15 protein-coding genes are annotated in these 15163 nt (G+C 60.3%); 7 read left to right on the plus strand and 8 right to left on the minus strand.

Features of this window, described 5'->3' with window-relative positions; translation table 11 throughout:
- The first annotated feature begins 65 nt into the window (after positions 1–65).
- Complete coding sequence (locus IH404_RS23695) at positions 66–956, plus strand: LysR substrate-binding domain-containing protein (protein ID WP_194439187.1); 891 nt, start codon at positions 66–68, stop codon at positions 954–956.
- Here IH404_RS23695 and IH404_RS23700 read toward each other — a convergent pair.
- Positions 902–2308 (minus strand): amino acid permease, encoded by a 1407-nt coding sequence (locus IH404_RS23700; protein WP_194439189.1) that lies wholly within the window; start codon positions 2306–2308, stop codon positions 902–904. The two genes, IH404_RS23695 and IH404_RS23700, sit on opposite strands and share 55 nt — an antisense overlap.
- Before the next feature lie 132 nt (positions 2309–2440).
- A complete protein-coding gene (kynU, locus tag IH404_RS23705; protein ID WP_194439191.1) occupies positions 2441–3691 on the minus strand; it encodes a kynureninase in 1251 nt (416 codons plus the stop codon).
- Between the two features lie 144 nt (positions 3692–3835).
- Here kynU and IH404_RS23710 point away from each other — a divergent pair, with 144 nt between their 5' ends.
- Positions 3836–4309, plus strand: coding sequence for an Lrp/AsnC family transcriptional regulator (locus tag IH404_RS23710; protein ID WP_005791350.1), 474 nt, complete (start codon positions 3836–3838; stop codon positions 4307–4309).
- 93 nt (positions 4310–4402) lie between these two features.
- Here the strand turns inward: IH404_RS23710 and catA are convergent, their stop codons facing one another.
- Genes catA through IH404_RS23725 form a run of 3 tightly spaced genes read right to left on the minus strand, consistent with a single transcriptional unit; the run spans position 4403 to position 6803 of the window.
- Positions 4403–5332, minus strand: coding sequence for a catechol 1,2-dioxygenase (catA, locus tag IH404_RS23715; protein ID WP_194439193.1), 930 nt, complete (start codon positions 5330–5332; stop codon positions 4403–4405).
- 40 nt (positions 5333–5372) lie between these two features.
- Positions 5373–5663 (minus strand): muconolactone Delta-isomerase, encoded by a 291-nt coding sequence (gene catC, locus IH404_RS23720; protein ID WP_005791354.1) that lies wholly within the window; start codon positions 5661–5663, stop codon positions 5373–5375.
- 12 nt (positions 5664–5675) lie between these two features.
- A complete protein-coding gene (locus IH404_RS23725) occupies positions 5676–6803 on the minus strand; it encodes a muconate cycloisomerase family protein (RefSeq protein ID WP_005791355.1) in 1128 nt (375 codons plus the stop codon).
- Between the two features lie 114 nt (positions 6804–6917).
- Here IH404_RS23725 and IH404_RS23730 point away from each other — a divergent pair, with 114 nt between their 5' ends.
- Positions 6918–7793, plus strand: a complete 876-nt coding sequence (locus tag IH404_RS23730; protein WP_005791357.1) for a LysR family transcriptional regulator — start codon at positions 6918–6920, stop codon at positions 7791–7793.
- 71 nt (positions 7794–7864) lie between these two features.
- Here the strand turns inward: IH404_RS23730 and IH404_RS23735 are convergent, their stop codons facing one another.
- Positions 7865–8857: a helix-turn-helix domain-containing protein gene (locus IH404_RS23735; RefSeq protein ID WP_194439195.1), complete on the minus strand. Its 993-nt coding sequence runs from the start codon at positions 8855–8857 to the stop codon at positions 7865–7867.
- A gap of 313 nt (positions 8858–9170) precedes the next feature.
- Here IH404_RS23735 and antA point away from each other — a divergent pair, with 313 nt between their 5' ends.
- The 4 genes from antA (at position 9171) to IH404_RS23755 (ending at position 13551) form a co-directional block, all read left to right on the plus strand.
- Positions 9171–10562, plus strand: coding sequence for an anthranilate 1,2-dioxygenase large subunit (antA, locus tag IH404_RS23740; protein ID WP_005791361.1), 1392 nt, complete (start codon positions 9171–9173; stop codon positions 10560–10562).
- On the plus strand, positions 10562–11053 hold the full coding sequence (gene antB, locus IH404_RS23745; protein ID WP_005791362.1) for an anthranilate 1,2-dioxygenase small subunit: 492 nt from the start codon (positions 10562–10564) through the stop codon (positions 11051–11053). Before antA ends, antB begins: the two co-directional genes overlap by 1 nt.
- A gap of 18 nt (positions 11054–11071) precedes the next feature.
- Complete coding sequence (gene antC, locus IH404_RS23750) at positions 11072–12079, plus strand: anthranilate 1,2-dioxygenase electron transfer component AntC (RefSeq protein ID WP_005791364.1); 1008 nt, start codon at positions 11072–11074, stop codon at positions 12077–12079.
- Positions 12080–12150: 71 nt separating this feature from the next.
- Positions 12151–13551: an amino acid permease gene (locus tag IH404_RS23755; RefSeq protein WP_005791366.1), complete on the plus strand. Its 1401-nt coding sequence runs from the start codon at positions 12151–12153 to the stop codon at positions 13549–13551.
- A 79-nt stretch (positions 13552–13630) separates the two neighbouring features.
- Here IH404_RS23755 and kynA read toward each other — a convergent pair whose 3' ends face one another.
- A complete protein-coding gene (kynA, locus tag IH404_RS23760; RefSeq protein ID WP_005791367.1) occupies positions 13631–14488 on the minus strand; it encodes a tryptophan 2,3-dioxygenase in 858 nt (285 codons plus the stop codon).
- Entirely contained in the window at positions 14485–15135 is a 651-nt protein-coding gene (gene kynB, locus IH404_RS23765; RefSeq protein ID WP_005791369.1) for an arylformamidase, read from the minus strand. The genes kynA and kynB overlap by 4 nt, the downstream gene beginning before the upstream one ends.
- Between the last annotated feature and the right edge of the window lie 28 nt (positions 15136–15163).

The following is a 15163-nucleotide window of genomic DNA, read 5'->3' on the forward strand; positions in this document are numbered from 1 at the left end:
CAGTCAAAATGTGGGAGCGGGCTTGCTCGCGAAGGGGCCCGCCCAGTCACCGGAAACCTGCAGCCATGCACTTTGACCTGATCGACCTGCGCCTCTATCTGCACATCCTCGACAGCGGCAACATCACCGCCGGTGCGGCTCGCAGCCATTTATCCCTGGCGGCCGCCAGCGCACGCATCCGGGCAATGGAGTCTTCACTGGGCATCGCGTTTCTTGAGCGTGGCCGCCGTGGCGTCACCCCAACGCCGGCAGGCGAAGCCCTGGCTCGGCACGCTCGCCTGCTGTTGCAACAGGCCGAACACCTGCAACAGGACCTGGCCGAATACGCCAATGGCGTCAAAGGCCAGGTACGCTTGCTGTGCAATACCACCGCCCTTAGCGAGTACCTGCCTGAATTGCTCGCACACTTTTTGCGCGAGCACCCCAACCTCGATATCGACCTGCAAGAATTGCCCAGCCTGCGCATCACCCACGCCTTGCGCCAGGGCACCGCCGACCTGGGGATTATTTCCGATGCCGTGGACACCCATGGCTTGCAGACCCTGGCGTTTCGCGATGACCCACTGGTGCTGATCATGCCCCTGGACCACCCGTTGACCCGCCCGAGTTTTATCGACAGCTTGCAATACGACTACGTGGGCCTGGCGGCCAACAGCGCGCTGGCGGTTTACCTGGAAGAACAGGCACTGCACGCAGGCTTTCGCTTGCAGACGCGCATTCGCGCCGACGGTTTTGATGGGTTGATTCGCATGGTCGCCGGCGGCGCGGGCCTGGGTATCGTGCCTCAGGCAGCCCTGGAGCGCTGGCCGTCAGAACGCCGTTTCAAAGCCCACCCCCTGCAAGAGGAGTGGGCCTGCCGCTCGTTGCTGTTATGCGCACGCTCGTTCGAGCAACTGCCGGGTTACGCCAGGGCTTTGTTCGACGCCTTGGCCCTGCCCTTGCGGAAGAACCCGTAATACACCGCCGACAGAATCAACAGGAACGGCACGCCGAAGACCAAGGTCATCTTGAACGCTTCGGTGAAATAGGTGGTGATCATTACCGCCCCCATCAGCACCAACCCCAGCAGCGTACTGTAGGGAAACAGGCGCAACTGGAACGACAACTTCGCCCCGCCATGGCGCTTGCGATAGCGACGAAAGAACAGGTGCGTGAGGAAGATCATGAACCAGGTGAAGATCGCGCCAAACATCGAGATCGCCATCATCAGGGTGAATGAGCTTTCCGGGTACACCACATTCAGCAGGGTCGCCAGGGCAATGCCCGAGCTGGAAAGCAACAAGGCATTCAGCGGGATGCCGTTCTTGCTCAAGGCGCCCATGGACTTGGGTGCAAAACCTGCGCGCGACAGGCTGAACATCATGCGCGTGGTGATGTAGAGCTGGCTGTTCATCGCCGACAGCGCTGCGATCAGAATCACGAAATTCATCACCCCGGTGGCGCCCGGAATGCCGATGGTCTGCATCACCGTGACGAACGGGCTCTGGGCCTGTCCGGCCTGGTTCCACGGCACGATGGCGAGCATCAGCGCCAGGGTCAGCAGGTAGAACACCACCAGCCGTACGATGGTAGCGCGGAACGCTTTCTTCACCGCCTGCTCCGGGTCGGCGGCTTCACCGGCGGCCACGGCGATCATCTCGACGCTGAGGTAACTGAAGATCGACACGATCACCGCGATCCACATGCCACTCAAGCCATGGGGAAAAAAGCCCTCGTGGGCCGTGTAGTTCTGCACGCCGTACTGCGGGTTGCCAGAACCGAACACCACATACACCGCCAGGATGATGAAGCCGACAATGGCGCTGATCTTGATGGTCGAGAACCAGTATTCGAAGTTGCCGAAAGTCTTCACGCTGATCGCATTGAGCACAATCAATACACTGGAAAACGATACGATCCATACCCATTCCGGCACATTGACGAACCAGTACTTCATGTACATCGCCACCGCCGTAACCTCGGCCCCCACCGCCAGCACAATCGCCGCCCAATAGGCATACCGCACCAGGAACCCGGCCAGCGGGCTGATGTAGAACTCGGCATAGGCGCCAAAGGAGCCAGAGGTGGAATGGGCCACCGTCATCTCCGCCAGGCAGCCCATCAGCAGCAAGGTGATCAAGGCGCCGATGGCATAGCTCACCAGCACGCTGGGCCCGGCATAGCCAATGGCGTAGGCGCTGCCCATGAACAGCCCGGTGCCGATGGCGCCACCGATAGCGATCATGCTCATCTGGCCGGAAGTGAGCTGGCGCCTGAGGCCCAGTTCGCGGTGGGTGATTTCTGCAAAGCCGTTGTCTGGCGTGGTCACTGGAGTGCCCCTTTATTATTGTGATGGTGGCTGACGCTGAACCTGTGGGAGCTGGCTTGCCTGCGATAACGGTAGTGAATGCACCGACGCTATCGCAGGCAAGCCAGCTCCCACATTTGACCTGTGTTGCTCTTAAGTAACGCTGTTGCGAACTTTGAATTGCGCTTGGTTCCACGTGGCGTTGTCGAGGATCTCACCGAGGATTTCCACGGCGTCCCACACCTCGGTAAAGCTTGTGTACAGCGGCGTGAAACCAAAGCGCATGATCCGCGGCTCACGGTAATCGCCGATCACGCCTCGGGCGATCAGGGCCTGGATCACCGCGTAACCTTCGGGGTGTTCGAAGCTCACATGGCTGCCGCGCCGGGCGTGCTCACGCGGCGTGATCAGTTCCAGGCCATGGGCGGCGCAGCGGCTTTCGACCAACGCGATAAACAGGTCGGTCAATGCCAGGGATTTGCTGCGCAGGCTGGCCATGTCGGTCTGGGCGAAAATGTCCAGGCCGCATTCCACCATGGCCAACGAAGTGATCGGTTGGGTACCGCACAGGTAGCGCGCGATGCCGGCGCTGGGGGCGTAGCTCGACTCCATGGCGAATTGGCGGGTATGCCCGAACCAGCCCGACAACGGCTGACGCACCACATCCACCAACGCCGGATTGACCCACACAAATGCCTGAGAGCCCGGGCCGCCATTGAGGTATTTGTAGGTGCAGCCAATGGCATAATCAGCGCCGGCCTGGTGCAGGTCCACAGGCACCGCGCCCGCTGAGTGCGCCAGGTCCCAGAGGCTCAGCGCGCCACACTCGTGGCTCAGCGCAGTCAGCGCCGCCATGTCGTACATGTAGCCAGTCTTGTAGTTGACGTGGGTGAGCATCACCACCGCCACGTCTGCGTCGATGGCCTTGGGCAGTTCGGCCGGGCTGTTGACCAGGCGCAGGGAATAGCCTTGTTGCAGCAGTTCGGCCAGGCCCTCGGCGATATACAAATCGGTGGGAAAGTTATTCGCTTCGCTGACGATCACCTTGCGCGCCGGAGAGCGTTGACGCTGCACACTCAACGCCGCGCTCAGCACCTTGAACAGGTTGATCGAGGTGGTATCGGTGACCACCACTTCGTCCTCACGCGCACCGATCAACGGTGCGAGGCGATTACCCAGGCGCTGGGACAAATCTGCCCAGCCCGCGCTGTTCCAGCTGCGAATCAAGCCATTGCCCCACTCTTGGGCGATCACCTGCTGCGCCCGCTCCAGCGCTGCCACCGGGCGCGCGCCGAGGGAGTTGCCGTCGAGGTAGATCACGCCCTCGGGCAGGGCGAATTGGGCACGCAGGGGAGCCAAAGGGTCCTGGGTGTCGAGGGCTTGGCAATGGCTTCGAGTGGTCATGGGTCGTCCTGGTTTTTATAAGTGAGGATGGACCAAATAATGAACGAACTTTTAGAGAATTTTCGTGCAAAGTGGTGGGTAAACGGCTATTTAAGCTGTAGGAAATTCGAATTTAAACTCAAAACACGCGGATATCTTCCAAGCATGATTCTCGACGCCACCGACCTGCGCCTCCTGCATTTTCTGCAACAGGATGGCCGTATCAGCAACCAGGAACTGGCGGAAAAAGTCGCGCTGTCACCCTCTGCCTGCCTGCGCCGTTTGCGCTTGTTGGAGAGCGAAGGAATCATCAGCGGCTATCGCGCGGTATTGAATGCCGAACAGTTGGGGATCGAACTCGAAGCCATCGTGCACCTGTCGCTGCGCCAGGATATCGAGGACTGGCATGAGACCTTTATCAAGAAGGTGCAAGGCTGGCCGGAGGTGGCGAGCGCCTATGTGATCACCGGTGCCAGCAACTATGTGCTGCGGGTGCAGGCACGCAACCTCAAGCACTTTTCGGACTTTATCGTGAACCACCTGAACCGCACGGCGGGGGTGATGGATATCCGTTCGGAGATAGTGCTGCAGAAGATCAAGGACCGGGATGAGGTGTTGGACCTGGTCGTGCGCAAATAACACAAACACCCAAAACCAATGTGGGAGCTGGCTTGCCTGCGATAGCGGTGGAACATTCACCATCGCTATCGCAGGCAAGCCAGCTCCCACAGATCAGTCCTCGAGGGCACGTACGCGCTGCATGCGTTTCTGCTCTACCGGCGCATCAGCCACCTGCAACTCAAAGTCAAAATCAATCTGCGCAAACCGCCCTTCCACGCCAAATTCGCGCGCCAGTTGCGGATCGTCGCTGAAGCGGATCTCGGCAATCAGTTCATCGCGGGTGGCATAGGCAAAGTCATCATGCAGGTACGGGTCATCCGAGAGGTTGATCTGGGTGGTCAGGTGCCGATGCCCGGGCGCCGAGATGAAAAAGTGGATATGCGCCGGCCGTTGCCCGTGGCGCCCCAATTGGTCGAGCAACTGCTGCGTCGGCCCGGTCGGCGGGCAGCCGTAGCCCGAGGGTACGATGCTGCGAAAACGGTAGTGGCCCTGGGCATCCGTCTCGATACGTCGGCGCAGGTTGAATTCAGACTGATTCGGGTCGAACCACGAATAAGTACCGCCCGTATTGGCCTGCCACACATCGACAACCGCCCCCGCCAATGGCCCGCCCTCGGTATCGCGCACTTGCCCGCGCATGAACAACGGCACCGCGTCATCCTTGCCATCATCCAGCCGTGCCTCGTATTTGGACAGCGGCGCGCCGGCCACGTACAGCGGGCCTTCGATGGTGCGCGGTGTACCGCCGGACTTGCCCGCCTGCTCATCGGCGGCGTCCATCAACAGGTCCAGGTAATGCTCCAGGCCCAGGCCAGCGGCGAGCAGGCCGGCTTCCTGGTTTTTACCCAGATCATTGAGGTAGTTGACCGCCTTCCAGAACTCCTCGGGGGTCACTTCCAGGTCTTCGATGATGTTCACAGTGTCGCGCAGGATCCGGTAGATCAGCGCCTTGGCGCGCGGGTTGCCGGCGTCATTGAGGTTGCCGCTGGCTTCTTCGAGAAAGCGTTGGGCGTGGGCAGTCTGGGACAGGCGGATGGACATGGTGCACTCCTTATCTTGTAATTATCAGGTTGAAACCGGCTTAGCGGTCGTCCGCATGGATGGACGACGGGTGCCGGCACAGCGCATTCACTTCGATAGCCATGTAAGGAAACAATGGCAGTTGCATCAGCAGGTCATGCAGGTCCTGCACGCTGTCGACATCGAACACGCTGTAGTTGGCGTAGTGCCCGGCGATGCGCCACAGGTGGCGCCACTTGCCCTCTTGTTGCAGGTGTTGCGCCAAGGCTTTCTCTTCGGCCTTGAGGCTGTCGGCAAGCTCGGAGGGCATGTCGAGGGGCAGGTTCACAGTCATTTTTACGTGGAACAACATGGCAGGCGCCTCTTAGTGTTTGTCACGGCAAAAGAACGCCAGACGCTCTTCATCGAGCGCCAGGCCCAGGCCCGGAGCGGTGGAAACATGCAGCTGGAAATCGCGGTACACCGGTGGCTCGGCAAGGATGTCTTCGGTGAGCAACAACGGGCCGAACAGCTCGGTGCCCCACGCCAGTGTGTTCAGCGTGAGGAAGGCATGGGCCGACGCCAGGGTGCCGATACCACCTTCGAGCATGGTGCCGCCGTACAGGCCGATGCCTGCCGCCTCGCCGATCGCCGCCGTACGCAGCACGGCGCGGGGCCCACCGTTCTTGGCAATCTTGAGGGCAAACACCGAGGCCGCGCCTTCACGCGCCAGGTTGAACGCATCTTCGACACACTCGATGGACTCATCGGCCATGATCGGCACCGGGCTCGACAGGTTGAGCCGGGCCATACCGCCACGGTTGTTGCGTGAGATGGGTTGCTCGATAAGGTCGATACCGTTGTCGCCGAGCACCTTGCACGCCCGCAGCGCCACGGCCTCATCCCAGGCCTGGTTGACGTCGACACGCACACTGGCGCGCTCGCCCAGGGCTTTTTTGATCGCGATCACATGGGCCAGGTCGCGGCTGACTTCACCGGCGCCGATCTTCAATTTGAAGATGCGGTGACGGCGCAGGTCGAGCATTTTCTCGGCCTCGCTGATGTCCTGTTCGGTATTGCCGCTGGCCAGGGTCCAGGCCACCGGCAACGCGTCACGCACGCGCCCGCCCAGCAGTTCGCTGACCGGCAGGCCCAGGCGTTTGCCGAGGGCGTCGAGCAAGGCGCTTTCGATGCCGGATTTGGCAAAGGTGTTGCCGCGAATACTGCGCTCCAGGCGCAACATGGCGGCGTTGATATTGTTCGCATCCTGGCCGATCAACAGCGGCGCGAAATGGCGGTCGATGTTGACCTTGATGCTGTCGGGGCTTTCATTGCCATAGCTGAGGCCACCGATGGTGGTAGCTTCGCCGATGCCTTCAATGCCGTCGGTGCACCGCAGACGGATAATCACCAGGGTCTGGTTTTGCATGGTGTGCATCGCCAGCTTGTGCGGGCGAATGGTGGGGAGATCGACGATGAGGGTGTCGATCGACTCGATGGTGCAAATCGGCATGGCAATACCCGTTGGGTTCTTTATAGATTAGCGTCGATTCTGTTCCGCATTTTTTCGGGGTTCCAATATAGAATTGGTCTTGTGCGATACCCTCAAGGTATGAAAGGAGTCGATATGGAACTGCGTCACTTGCGCTATTTCCAGGTGCTGGGCGAGACCCTCAATTTCACCCGGGCTGCCGAACGCCTGCACATCGCCCAGCCGCCCCTGAGCCGGCAAATCCAGCAGCTGGAGGATGAACTGGGGGTGCTGCTGCTGGAGCGGAGCCGACCGTTGCGCCTGACCGAAGCCGGGCGGTTTTTCTATGAACACGCCAATGTGCTGCTCGAACAGCTGGGCACGGTTTGCGACAACACGCGGCGTATCGGCCTTGGCGAGAAGACGTGGCTGGGCATCGGCTTTGCACCCTCGACCTTGTACGGCGTGCTGCCCGAACTGATTCGCAGGCTGCGCAATCACGAGGCCCTGGAGCTGGAGTTGGGCTTGTCGGAGATGACTACGCTGCAACAGGTCGAAGCGCTCAAGGCCGGGCGCATCGATGTGGGTTTCGGGCGCATTCGCATCGACGACCCGGCCATCGTCCAGCGCGTATTGGTGGAGGATCGCCTGGTGGCCGTGCTGCCCAGCGGCCACCCCTTGCTGGGTACCCCTGCCACCCTCGCCCAGTTGGCCACCGAGCCCTTTGTGCTCTACCCAGGCAACCCGCGCCCCAGTTATGCCGACCATGTGATCGCGCTGTTCGACGCCCACGGTTTGAGCCTGAAGGTGGCGCAGTGGACCAACGAGTTGCAGACCGCCATCGGCCTGGTAGGCGCCGGTATGGGTGTGACGCTGGTACCGGCGTCGGTGCAGGTGCTGCATCGGGCGGATATCGGCTATACGCCGGTGGTGGAGGCGACTGCAACCTCGCCGATCATTCTGAGCCGACGGGTGAATGACCAGTCGCCGGGGCTGACTCATTGCCTGCAACTGGTGGAGGAGTTGATCTGAGATTCCATATGCACTGAAAATCCAATGTGGGAGGGGGCTTGCTCCCTCCCACATTTTGATCTTCATCAGGTTCAAGTAATGCGCAGGCGCTTGCGTTGCAATGTCTGGCTGGGCGACTCATCAAACAGCTTGCGGTACTCCGCCGAAAACCGCCCCAAGTGCGTAAACCCCCAACCCAACGCAATTTCAGAGATGGTTCGGATCGAGCCCTGTTCAAGAATCTCCAGGCGCACCGCCCCCAGCCGATGCTTCTTCAGATACGCCATGGGCGACAAGGCGAAGTACTTGCGAAACGCATCGAAAAGCTTGAACCGCGACACCCCGGCCGCCGCTTCCAGGTCTTCCAGGTGCAGCGCTTCACGGGCGTTGTCGTGGATGTACTGGCGCGCACGAATCAGGTAGTGCGGCAGTTTTACCCCCAACACCTCGCGCAATTCTTCAGAATAGTTATTCGGCTGGGCCAGGATCAGCCCTTTGATCAGCGAGCTTTCCAGGTCCCGGGTAAATGCGGCCTGCTCGTACAACTCGCTGCTGCATTCCAGTTCGGCGATGAAGTATCGCGCCATGCGCCACCACGAAGCCGGGGCGCCGTCCACGGCATCCATCACCGATTCAAAGCGCAGCGGCGCATCAATGGGCCGTTGCAGCAAACCTTCCAGCGACTCGCTCATCGCCGCACGGGTGATCACCACCTGCAACTTGCGACAGTCACCGGAAATCGCCAGCACCTGGTGCTCGTTGGGTGAAATGATCACGCCCTGGTCGCGGTTGGACCTGAGGCGTTCACCGTTCTTGCTCAGTTCCTGTTCGCCCACCAACGGCAGGCTCAGGCTGTAGCTGCTGAAATGCTCGGCGTCTTCGATGTCGATGGTCACGTCGGTGCCGTACTCAATCACGCCCAGGGTGGTGGCGCGGGACTTGAACACGTTGGCGCTGTGGTGAAATCGCAGGCGCTCGGGGTTAGCCGTCGCCAGGCGATGGGGCCCGCAGATACCGGACATCCAGCTGCGGGCGCCTTCGAGGTCAAAGCGTTGAATGTGAATATCGCGTGTCTGGCTACTCATCGGGCTGCACCCACGGCGGTTAGGCGTTTGCGCGCTCTGGCGGCGCGTCGTTGAACATCGACAGCAAGTTCCAAGCCACGTCGGCACCGTTGCAACCACGTGGATAGCAACCGTCGACTATGTGGATAAATTCAGGTTTTCTGCGACCGTCACCTGCAATGACAGTAGCCCATTGCGTCACCGCGCCGCACCGTGTTGGGTATTTGCTGCCCAACTTTGCGGCCCATCTTCCCCCATTAAGCGGATAGCCCACCGCCCTCTTGCAGCGCCTTAATGGCTCACCCGTTTTAGCCATTATCAAAAGGTGCCTCCCATGAGTGGTGCAAGAACCGTCGAGCAGTGGAAAACCTTTATCGAAAGCTGCCTGGACTTTCGCCCGGCAGATGAAGTGTTCCGCATCGCCCGCGACATGTTCACCGAACCCGAGTTGTTCGACCTGGAGATGGAACTGATCTTCGAGAAAAACTGGATCTATGCCTGTCACGAAAGCGAACTGGCCAATAACCACGACTTCGTGACGATGCGTGCCGGGCGCCAGCCGATGATCATCACCCGCGACGGCGAAGGCCGGCTCAACGCGCTGATCAATGCCTGCCAGCATCGCGGCACCACCCTCACTCGCGTGGGCAAGGGCAACCAGTCCACCTTCACCTGCCCGTTCCACGCCTGGTGCTACAAGAGCGATGGCCGGCTGGTCAAGGTCAAGGCGCCGGGGGAATACCCGGAAGGTTTCGACAAAGCCACCCGCGGCCTGAAAAAGGCGCGCATCGAAAGCTACAAAGGCTTTGTGTTTATCAGCCTTGACGTAAACGGCACCAACAGCCTGGAAGATTTCCTTGGCGACGCCAAAGTGTTCTTCGACATGATGGTGGCGCAATCGGCCACGGGAGAGCTGGAAGTGCTGCCGGGCAAGTCGGCCTACACCTACGACGGCAACTGGAAGCTGCAAAACGAAAACGGGCTGGACGGTTATCACGTCAGCACCGTGCACTACAACTACGTGGCCACGGTGCAGCACCGCCAGCAGGTCAATACCGAGAACGGCGCAGGCGCGAGTACAACGCTGGACTACAGCAAGCTCGGCGCCGGCGACGCGAATACCGATGACGGCTGGTTCGCCTTCAATAACGGCCACAGTGTGTTGTTCAGCGACATGCCCAACCCCAGCGTACGTTCCGGCTACGCCACCATCATGCCGCGCCTGGTGGCCGAACATGGCCAGCAAAAGGCCGAATGGATGATGCACCGCCTGCGCAACCTGAACATCTACCCCAGCCTGTTCTTTCTCGACCAGATCAGTTCGCAGCTGCGCATCATCCGCCCAGTGGCCTGGAACAAGACCGAGATCATCAGCCAATGCCTGGGGGTCAAGGGTGAATCCGACGCGGATCGCGAAAACCGCATTCGCCAGTTCGAAGATTTCTTCAACGTCTCGGGCATGGGCACGCCGGACGACCTGGTGGAGTTTCGCGAAGCCCAGCGCGGTTTCCAGGGCCGCCTGGAACGCTGGAGCGATATATCACGGGGCAGCCACCGCTGGGAGACCGGACCCACGCCCAACAGTGAAGCCATCGGCATTCAACCGGCCATGACCGGCACTGAATTCACCCACGAAGGCTTGTACGTCAACCAGCACCGCAATTGGCAACAGTTTCTGCTCAAGGGTTTGGACCAGCAGGCCCTGAGCCTGCGGGAGGTGAAGTGATGAATGCGCAATTGCAGTACCGGGTCGAGCAGTTTTTTTACCGTAAATCCGAACTGTGCGACGCCCAGGACTGGGACGCCTACGTGCAGTTGTTCGACCCCCAGAGCGAATTCCATTTGCCGCAATGGGACTCGGAACACGTCTACACCAAAGACCCAAAACGTGAGATGTCGTTGATCTACTACGCCAACCGTTCAGGCCTGGAAGACCGCGTGTTCCGCCTGCGCACAGGCAAGGCTGCCTCGGCCACGCCAATGCCGCGCACTCTGCACCTGATCAATAACCTGCGCATTTCGGAGCAGGCTGACGGCACCTTGGAGGTGCGCTTGAACTGGCACACGTTGTTCTATCGCCTGGCCACATCCGAGCAGTTCTACGGGCATGCCACGTACCACCTGAAGCCTGCGGGCGACAGCTGGCTGATCATGCGCAAGCACGCCTTGCTGCTCAACGACACCATCAACTCGGTGCTGGATTTCTATCACCTATAGGCACCGGGAGTTTTTCCAATGAATCACAAAGTGGCCTTCAGCTTTGCCGATGGCAAAACCCTGTTCTTCCCGGTGGGCGCCAATGAAATCCTGTTGGATGCAGCCCTGCGCAACGGTATCAAGATCCCGCTCGATTGCCGCGAAGGCGTGTGCGGAACCTGCCAGGGGCGTTGCGAATCCGGCGAGTACACCCAGGACTATGTCGACGAAGAAGCGCTCTCGAGCCTCGACCTGCAGCAACGCAAGATGCTCAGTTGCCAGACTCGGGTGCAGTCCGACGCCACCTTCTACTTCGACTTCGATTCAAGCCTGTGCAATGCATCCGGGCCAGTGCAGGTACGCGGTACGGTGAGCGACGTGCAGCAGGTCTCCACCAGTACGGCGATCTTGCAGGTGCAACTGGACCAGCCACTGGATTTCCTGCCCGGCCAGTACGCTCGTGTCGCGGTGCCCGGCACCGACAGTTGGCGCTCCTACTCCTTCGCCAATCGGCCGGGTAACCAACTGCAGTTCCTGGTGCGCCTGCTGCCGGATGGGGTGATGAGCAACTACCTGCGCGAACGCTGCCAGGCGGGCGACGCGATGCTGCTGGAGGCGCCATTGGGGGCGTTCTACCTCCGGCATGTCACCCGGCCGCTGGTGCTGGTGGCGGGCGGTACCGGGTTGTCGGCGTTGCTGGGTATGCTCGATGAACTGGCGGCCAACGGTTGCTCGCAACCGGTGCACCTCTACTACGGCGTGCGCAGTGCCGAGGATTTATGCGAAGCGGCGCGTATCCAGGACTACGCGAGGAAAATCCCGGGATTTCGCTACACCGAAGTACTCAGCGATGCTTCATCCGAATGGCCCGGCAAGCGCGGCTACCTCACCGAACATTTTGACCTGGCCGAATTGCGGGACAGATCGGCGGATATGTACGTGTGCGGCCCCCCTCCAATGGTCGAATCCATTCAACAATGGCTGGTGGATCAGGCACTTGATGGCGTTCAGCTGTATTACGAAAAGTTTACGCAGAGTAATATCTGACCCTCAGCAGTTCTGAGGGGCCGATGCGGCGTGCAATCACCCTTGAGAAAAACAAGTAGAAGGGAATGTTAATGGCGGATGACATGGTTAACCCGGTGGGCCTCAAGCGTGGCCTGAAGAACCGGCACATTCAGCTGATCGCCTTGGGAGGCGCGATTGGTACAGGCTTGTTCCTCGGCTCGGCCGGGGTACTCAAGTCGGCGGGGCCGTCGATGATCCTGGGCTATGCAGTGGCCGGCTTTATCGCGTTCCTGATCATGCGCCAGCTCGGCGAGATGATCGTCGAAGAGCCGGTGGCCGGCTCCTTCAGCCACTTCGCGCACAAATACTGGGGCGGCTACGCGGGTTTTCTGGCGGGTTGGAACTACTGGGTGCTCTACGTGCTGGTGGGCATGGCCGAGTTGACGGCGGTAGGCAAGTACATCCAGTTCTGGTGGCCGGAGATTCCAACCTGGGTCAGCGCGCTGGTGTTCTTTGTTGCGGTGAACCTGATCAACACCCTGAACGTGAAGTTCTTCGGTGAAGCCGAGTTCTGGTTTGCGATCATCAAGGTGGTGGCGATTGTCGGCATGATCGTGCTCGGCTGCTACCTGCTGTTCAGCGGCACTGGCGGCCCGCAAGCGTCGGTCAGCAACCTGTGGAGCCACGGCGGTTTCTTCCCCAACGGCGGCATGGGGCTGCTGATGTCCATGGCCTTCATCATGTTCTCGTTCGGCGGCCTGGAACTGGTCGGCATCACCGCCGCCGAAGCCAGCGAACCGCGCAAGGTGATCCCCAAAGCGATCAATCAGGTGGTGTACCGCATCCTGATTTTCTACGTCGGCGCGCTGACCGTGCTGTTGTCGCTGTACCCGTGGGATCAATTGCTGCAAACCCTCGGCGCGTCGGGCGATGCCTACAGCGGCAGCCCGTTTGTGCAGATCTTCTCGCTGATCGGCAACGACACCGCCGCCCACATCCTCAACTTCGTGGTGCTGACCGCGGCGTTGTCGGTGTACAACAGCGGCGTGTACTGCAACAGCCGCATGTTGTTCGGCCTGGCCGAGCAGGGTGACGCGCCCAAGGCGCTGATGAAGCTGAACAAACAAGGCGTTCCGCTGCGGGCCCTGGCGATTTCGGCGTTGGTGACGATGCTGTGCGTGGTGGTCAACTACGTCGCGCCGCACAGTGCGTTGGAGTTGCTGTTCGCGCTGGTGGTTGCTTCGTTGATGATCAACTGGGCGCTGATCAGCCTGACCCACATCAAGTTCCGCAAGGCCATGGGCGAGCAAGGCGTGACGCCGTCGTTCAAGACCTTCTGGTTCCCGTTCAGCAACTACCTGTGCCTGGCGTTCATGGTGATGATCATTGGCGTGATGCTGGCGATTCCGGGGATTCGCGAGTCGGTGTATGCGATGCCGGTGTGGGTGGGAATTATCTACATCGCCTATCGGTTTCGGATCAGAAACGGGAAAGTTGCAGTCACCCAGTAAACTCTGTGGGAGGGGGCTTGCTCCCACATTTTTAGCTGCATTCCAAATGAAAAGCCCCGCAGATGCGGGGCTTTTTTGTTTAGAGCGTGGAACGTACTCGCCAGAGTTCAGGGAACAGCACCGTGTCGAGCATCTTGCGCAAATACCCCACGCCTTCGGTGCCGCCGGTACCCGGCTGAAAGCCGATGATGCGCTCCACTGTGGTGACATGTCGGAAGCGCCATTGGCGGAACGAATCTTCCAGGTCGATAAACTTCTCGGCCAATTGATACAAGTCCCAATACCGATTCGGGTCGCGATACACCTCGCGCCACGCCGCCTCCACGGAGTCGTCATGCACTGTGGCCGCCGTCGGGTCGCGCTCGGCGCGCTGAGGGTCAATCGCCAGTCCGGCCTTGACCATCAGGTTGACCGCTTCGTCATACAGCGACGGCGTGGCAATCGCCACCTGCAATTGCTGCAGCAAATCCGGGCGATGAGCATGGGGCCGCAGCAGCGCCGGGCTTTTGTTGCCCAGGATAAATTCGATCTCGCGGTACTGGAACGACTGAAACCCCGACGACTGCCCCAGGAACGGGCGAATCGCCTTGTACTCCGACGGCGTCATGGTCGCCAGCACGGCCCAGGCGTGCACCAGTTGATCGAAGATCCGCGACACCCGCGCCAGCATCTTGAACGCTGGTGGCAGCTCACCCAGGCGCACATGTTCGCGGGCAGCCTTGAGTTCGTGAAGCATCAGCTTCATCCACAGCTCCGAGGTCTGGTGCTGGATGATGAAGAGCATTTCGTTGTGGTCTGGAGAAAGCGGGTGCTGGGCGCTGAGGACTTTGCCCAGGTCCAGGTAATCGCCATAGCTCATGGACTCGGAAAAATTCAGTTCGGCGTTATGCCATTCTTCCGGCGGTTGGTAATCAGCTGAGAAAGGACATTGGCTCATCGCGTGGGCTCCTTGAGCGGGCGGAGAATGGCGCGGACCGGGCTGGCATCGAGATGGGCAAAACGTAGCGGCAGCGCGATCAGTTCATAGTCGCCCTCCGGCACTTCATCGAGCACGATGCCTTCGAGGATCGCCATGCCATGGCGCGCCACGGCGTTGTGGGAATCCATGGTCTTGGATTGTTGCGGGTCCAGGGACGGCGTATCGATACCGATCAGGCGCACACCCAGGCCGGCGAGCAGCTCAATGGTTTGCGGGGCGATGGCAGTGAAATTCGAATCCCATTCAGTCAGTGGCGCTTGTGGATAAGTACGCAACAACACGCGCTCCGGCAGGTTATCCACACGCCCTTGCAACTGATGCGGCTGCACCAACGCGCCGCTGCCCAGGCAATGCAATACCCGGCACGGCCCCATATATACATCCAGCGAAACCTCGCCAATCGGCGCGCCATCGGCGCTGTAATGCAGCGGTGCATCCACATGGGCACCGGTGTGCGGCGACAGGGTTACGCGCCCCACATTTACCGGACACTCCGGGCCGAACTGCCACACGCGCTCTTCCTGGAACGGCGTATCGCCCGGCCAGGTCGGGGTCGCCGTGCTCAAGGGCGGGCTGATATCCCACCACGTTTTTATTGGGTTCATTGCAAGGCTCTCACTGGGTACTGGGGTG

It is taken from the genome of Pseudomonas sp. OST1909, from assembly GCF_015277575.1.
GTDB classification, from domain to species: Bacteria; Pseudomonadota; Gammaproteobacteria; order Pseudomonadales; family Pseudomonadaceae; genus Aquipseudomonas; species Aquipseudomonas synxantha_A.

Coding starts and splice junctions, on each gene's coding strand:
- catA (WP_194439193.1), bottom strand. CDS start 5,332: ATGTCCATCCGCCTGTCCCAGACTGCCCACGCCCAACGCTTTCTCGAA.
- antB (WP_005791362.1), top strand. CDS start 10,562: ATGAATGCGCAATTGCAGTACCGGGTCGAGCAGTTTTTTTACCGTAAA.
- IH404_RS23730 (WP_005791357.1), top strand. CDS start 6,918: ATGGAACTGCGTCACTTGCGCTATTTCCAGGTGCTGGGCGAGACCCTC.
- IH404_RS23695 (WP_194439187.1), top strand. CDS start 66: ATGCACTTTGACCTGATCGACCTGCGCCTCTATCTGCACATCCTCGAC.
- kynA (WP_005791367.1), bottom strand. CDS start 14,488: ATGAGCCAATGTCCTTTCTCAGCTGATTACCAACCGCCGGAAGAATGG.
- IH404_RS23710 (WP_005791350.1), top strand. CDS start 3,836: ATGATTCTCGACGCCACCGACCTGCGCCTCCTGCATTTTCTGCAACAG.
- kynU (WP_194439191.1), bottom strand. CDS start 3,691: ATGACCACTCGAAGCCATTGCCAAGCCCTCGACACCCAGGACCCTTTG.
- IH404_RS23725 (WP_005791355.1), bottom strand. CDS start 6,803: ATGCCGATTTGCACCATCGAGTCGATCGACACCCTCATCGTCGATCTC.
- kynB (WP_005791369.1), bottom strand. CDS start 15,135: ATGAACCCAATAAAAACGTGGTGGGATATCAGCCCGCCCTTGAGCACG.
- antA (WP_005791361.1), top strand. CDS start 9,171: ATGAGTGGTGCAAGAACCGTCGAGCAGTGGAAAACCTTTATCGAAAGC.
- catC (WP_005791354.1), bottom strand. CDS start 5,663: ATGTTGTTCCACGTAAAAATGACTGTGAACCTGCCCCTCGACATGCCC.
- IH404_RS23755 (WP_005791366.1), top strand. CDS start 12,151: ATGGCGGATGACATGGTTAACCCGGTGGGCCTCAAGCGTGGCCTGAAG.
- antC (WP_005791364.1), top strand. CDS start 11,072: ATGAATCACAAAGTGGCCTTCAGCTTTGCCGATGGCAAAACCCTGTTC.
- IH404_RS23735 (WP_194439195.1), bottom strand. CDS start 8,857: ATGAGTAGCCAGACACGCGATATTCACATTCAACGCTTTGACCTCGAA.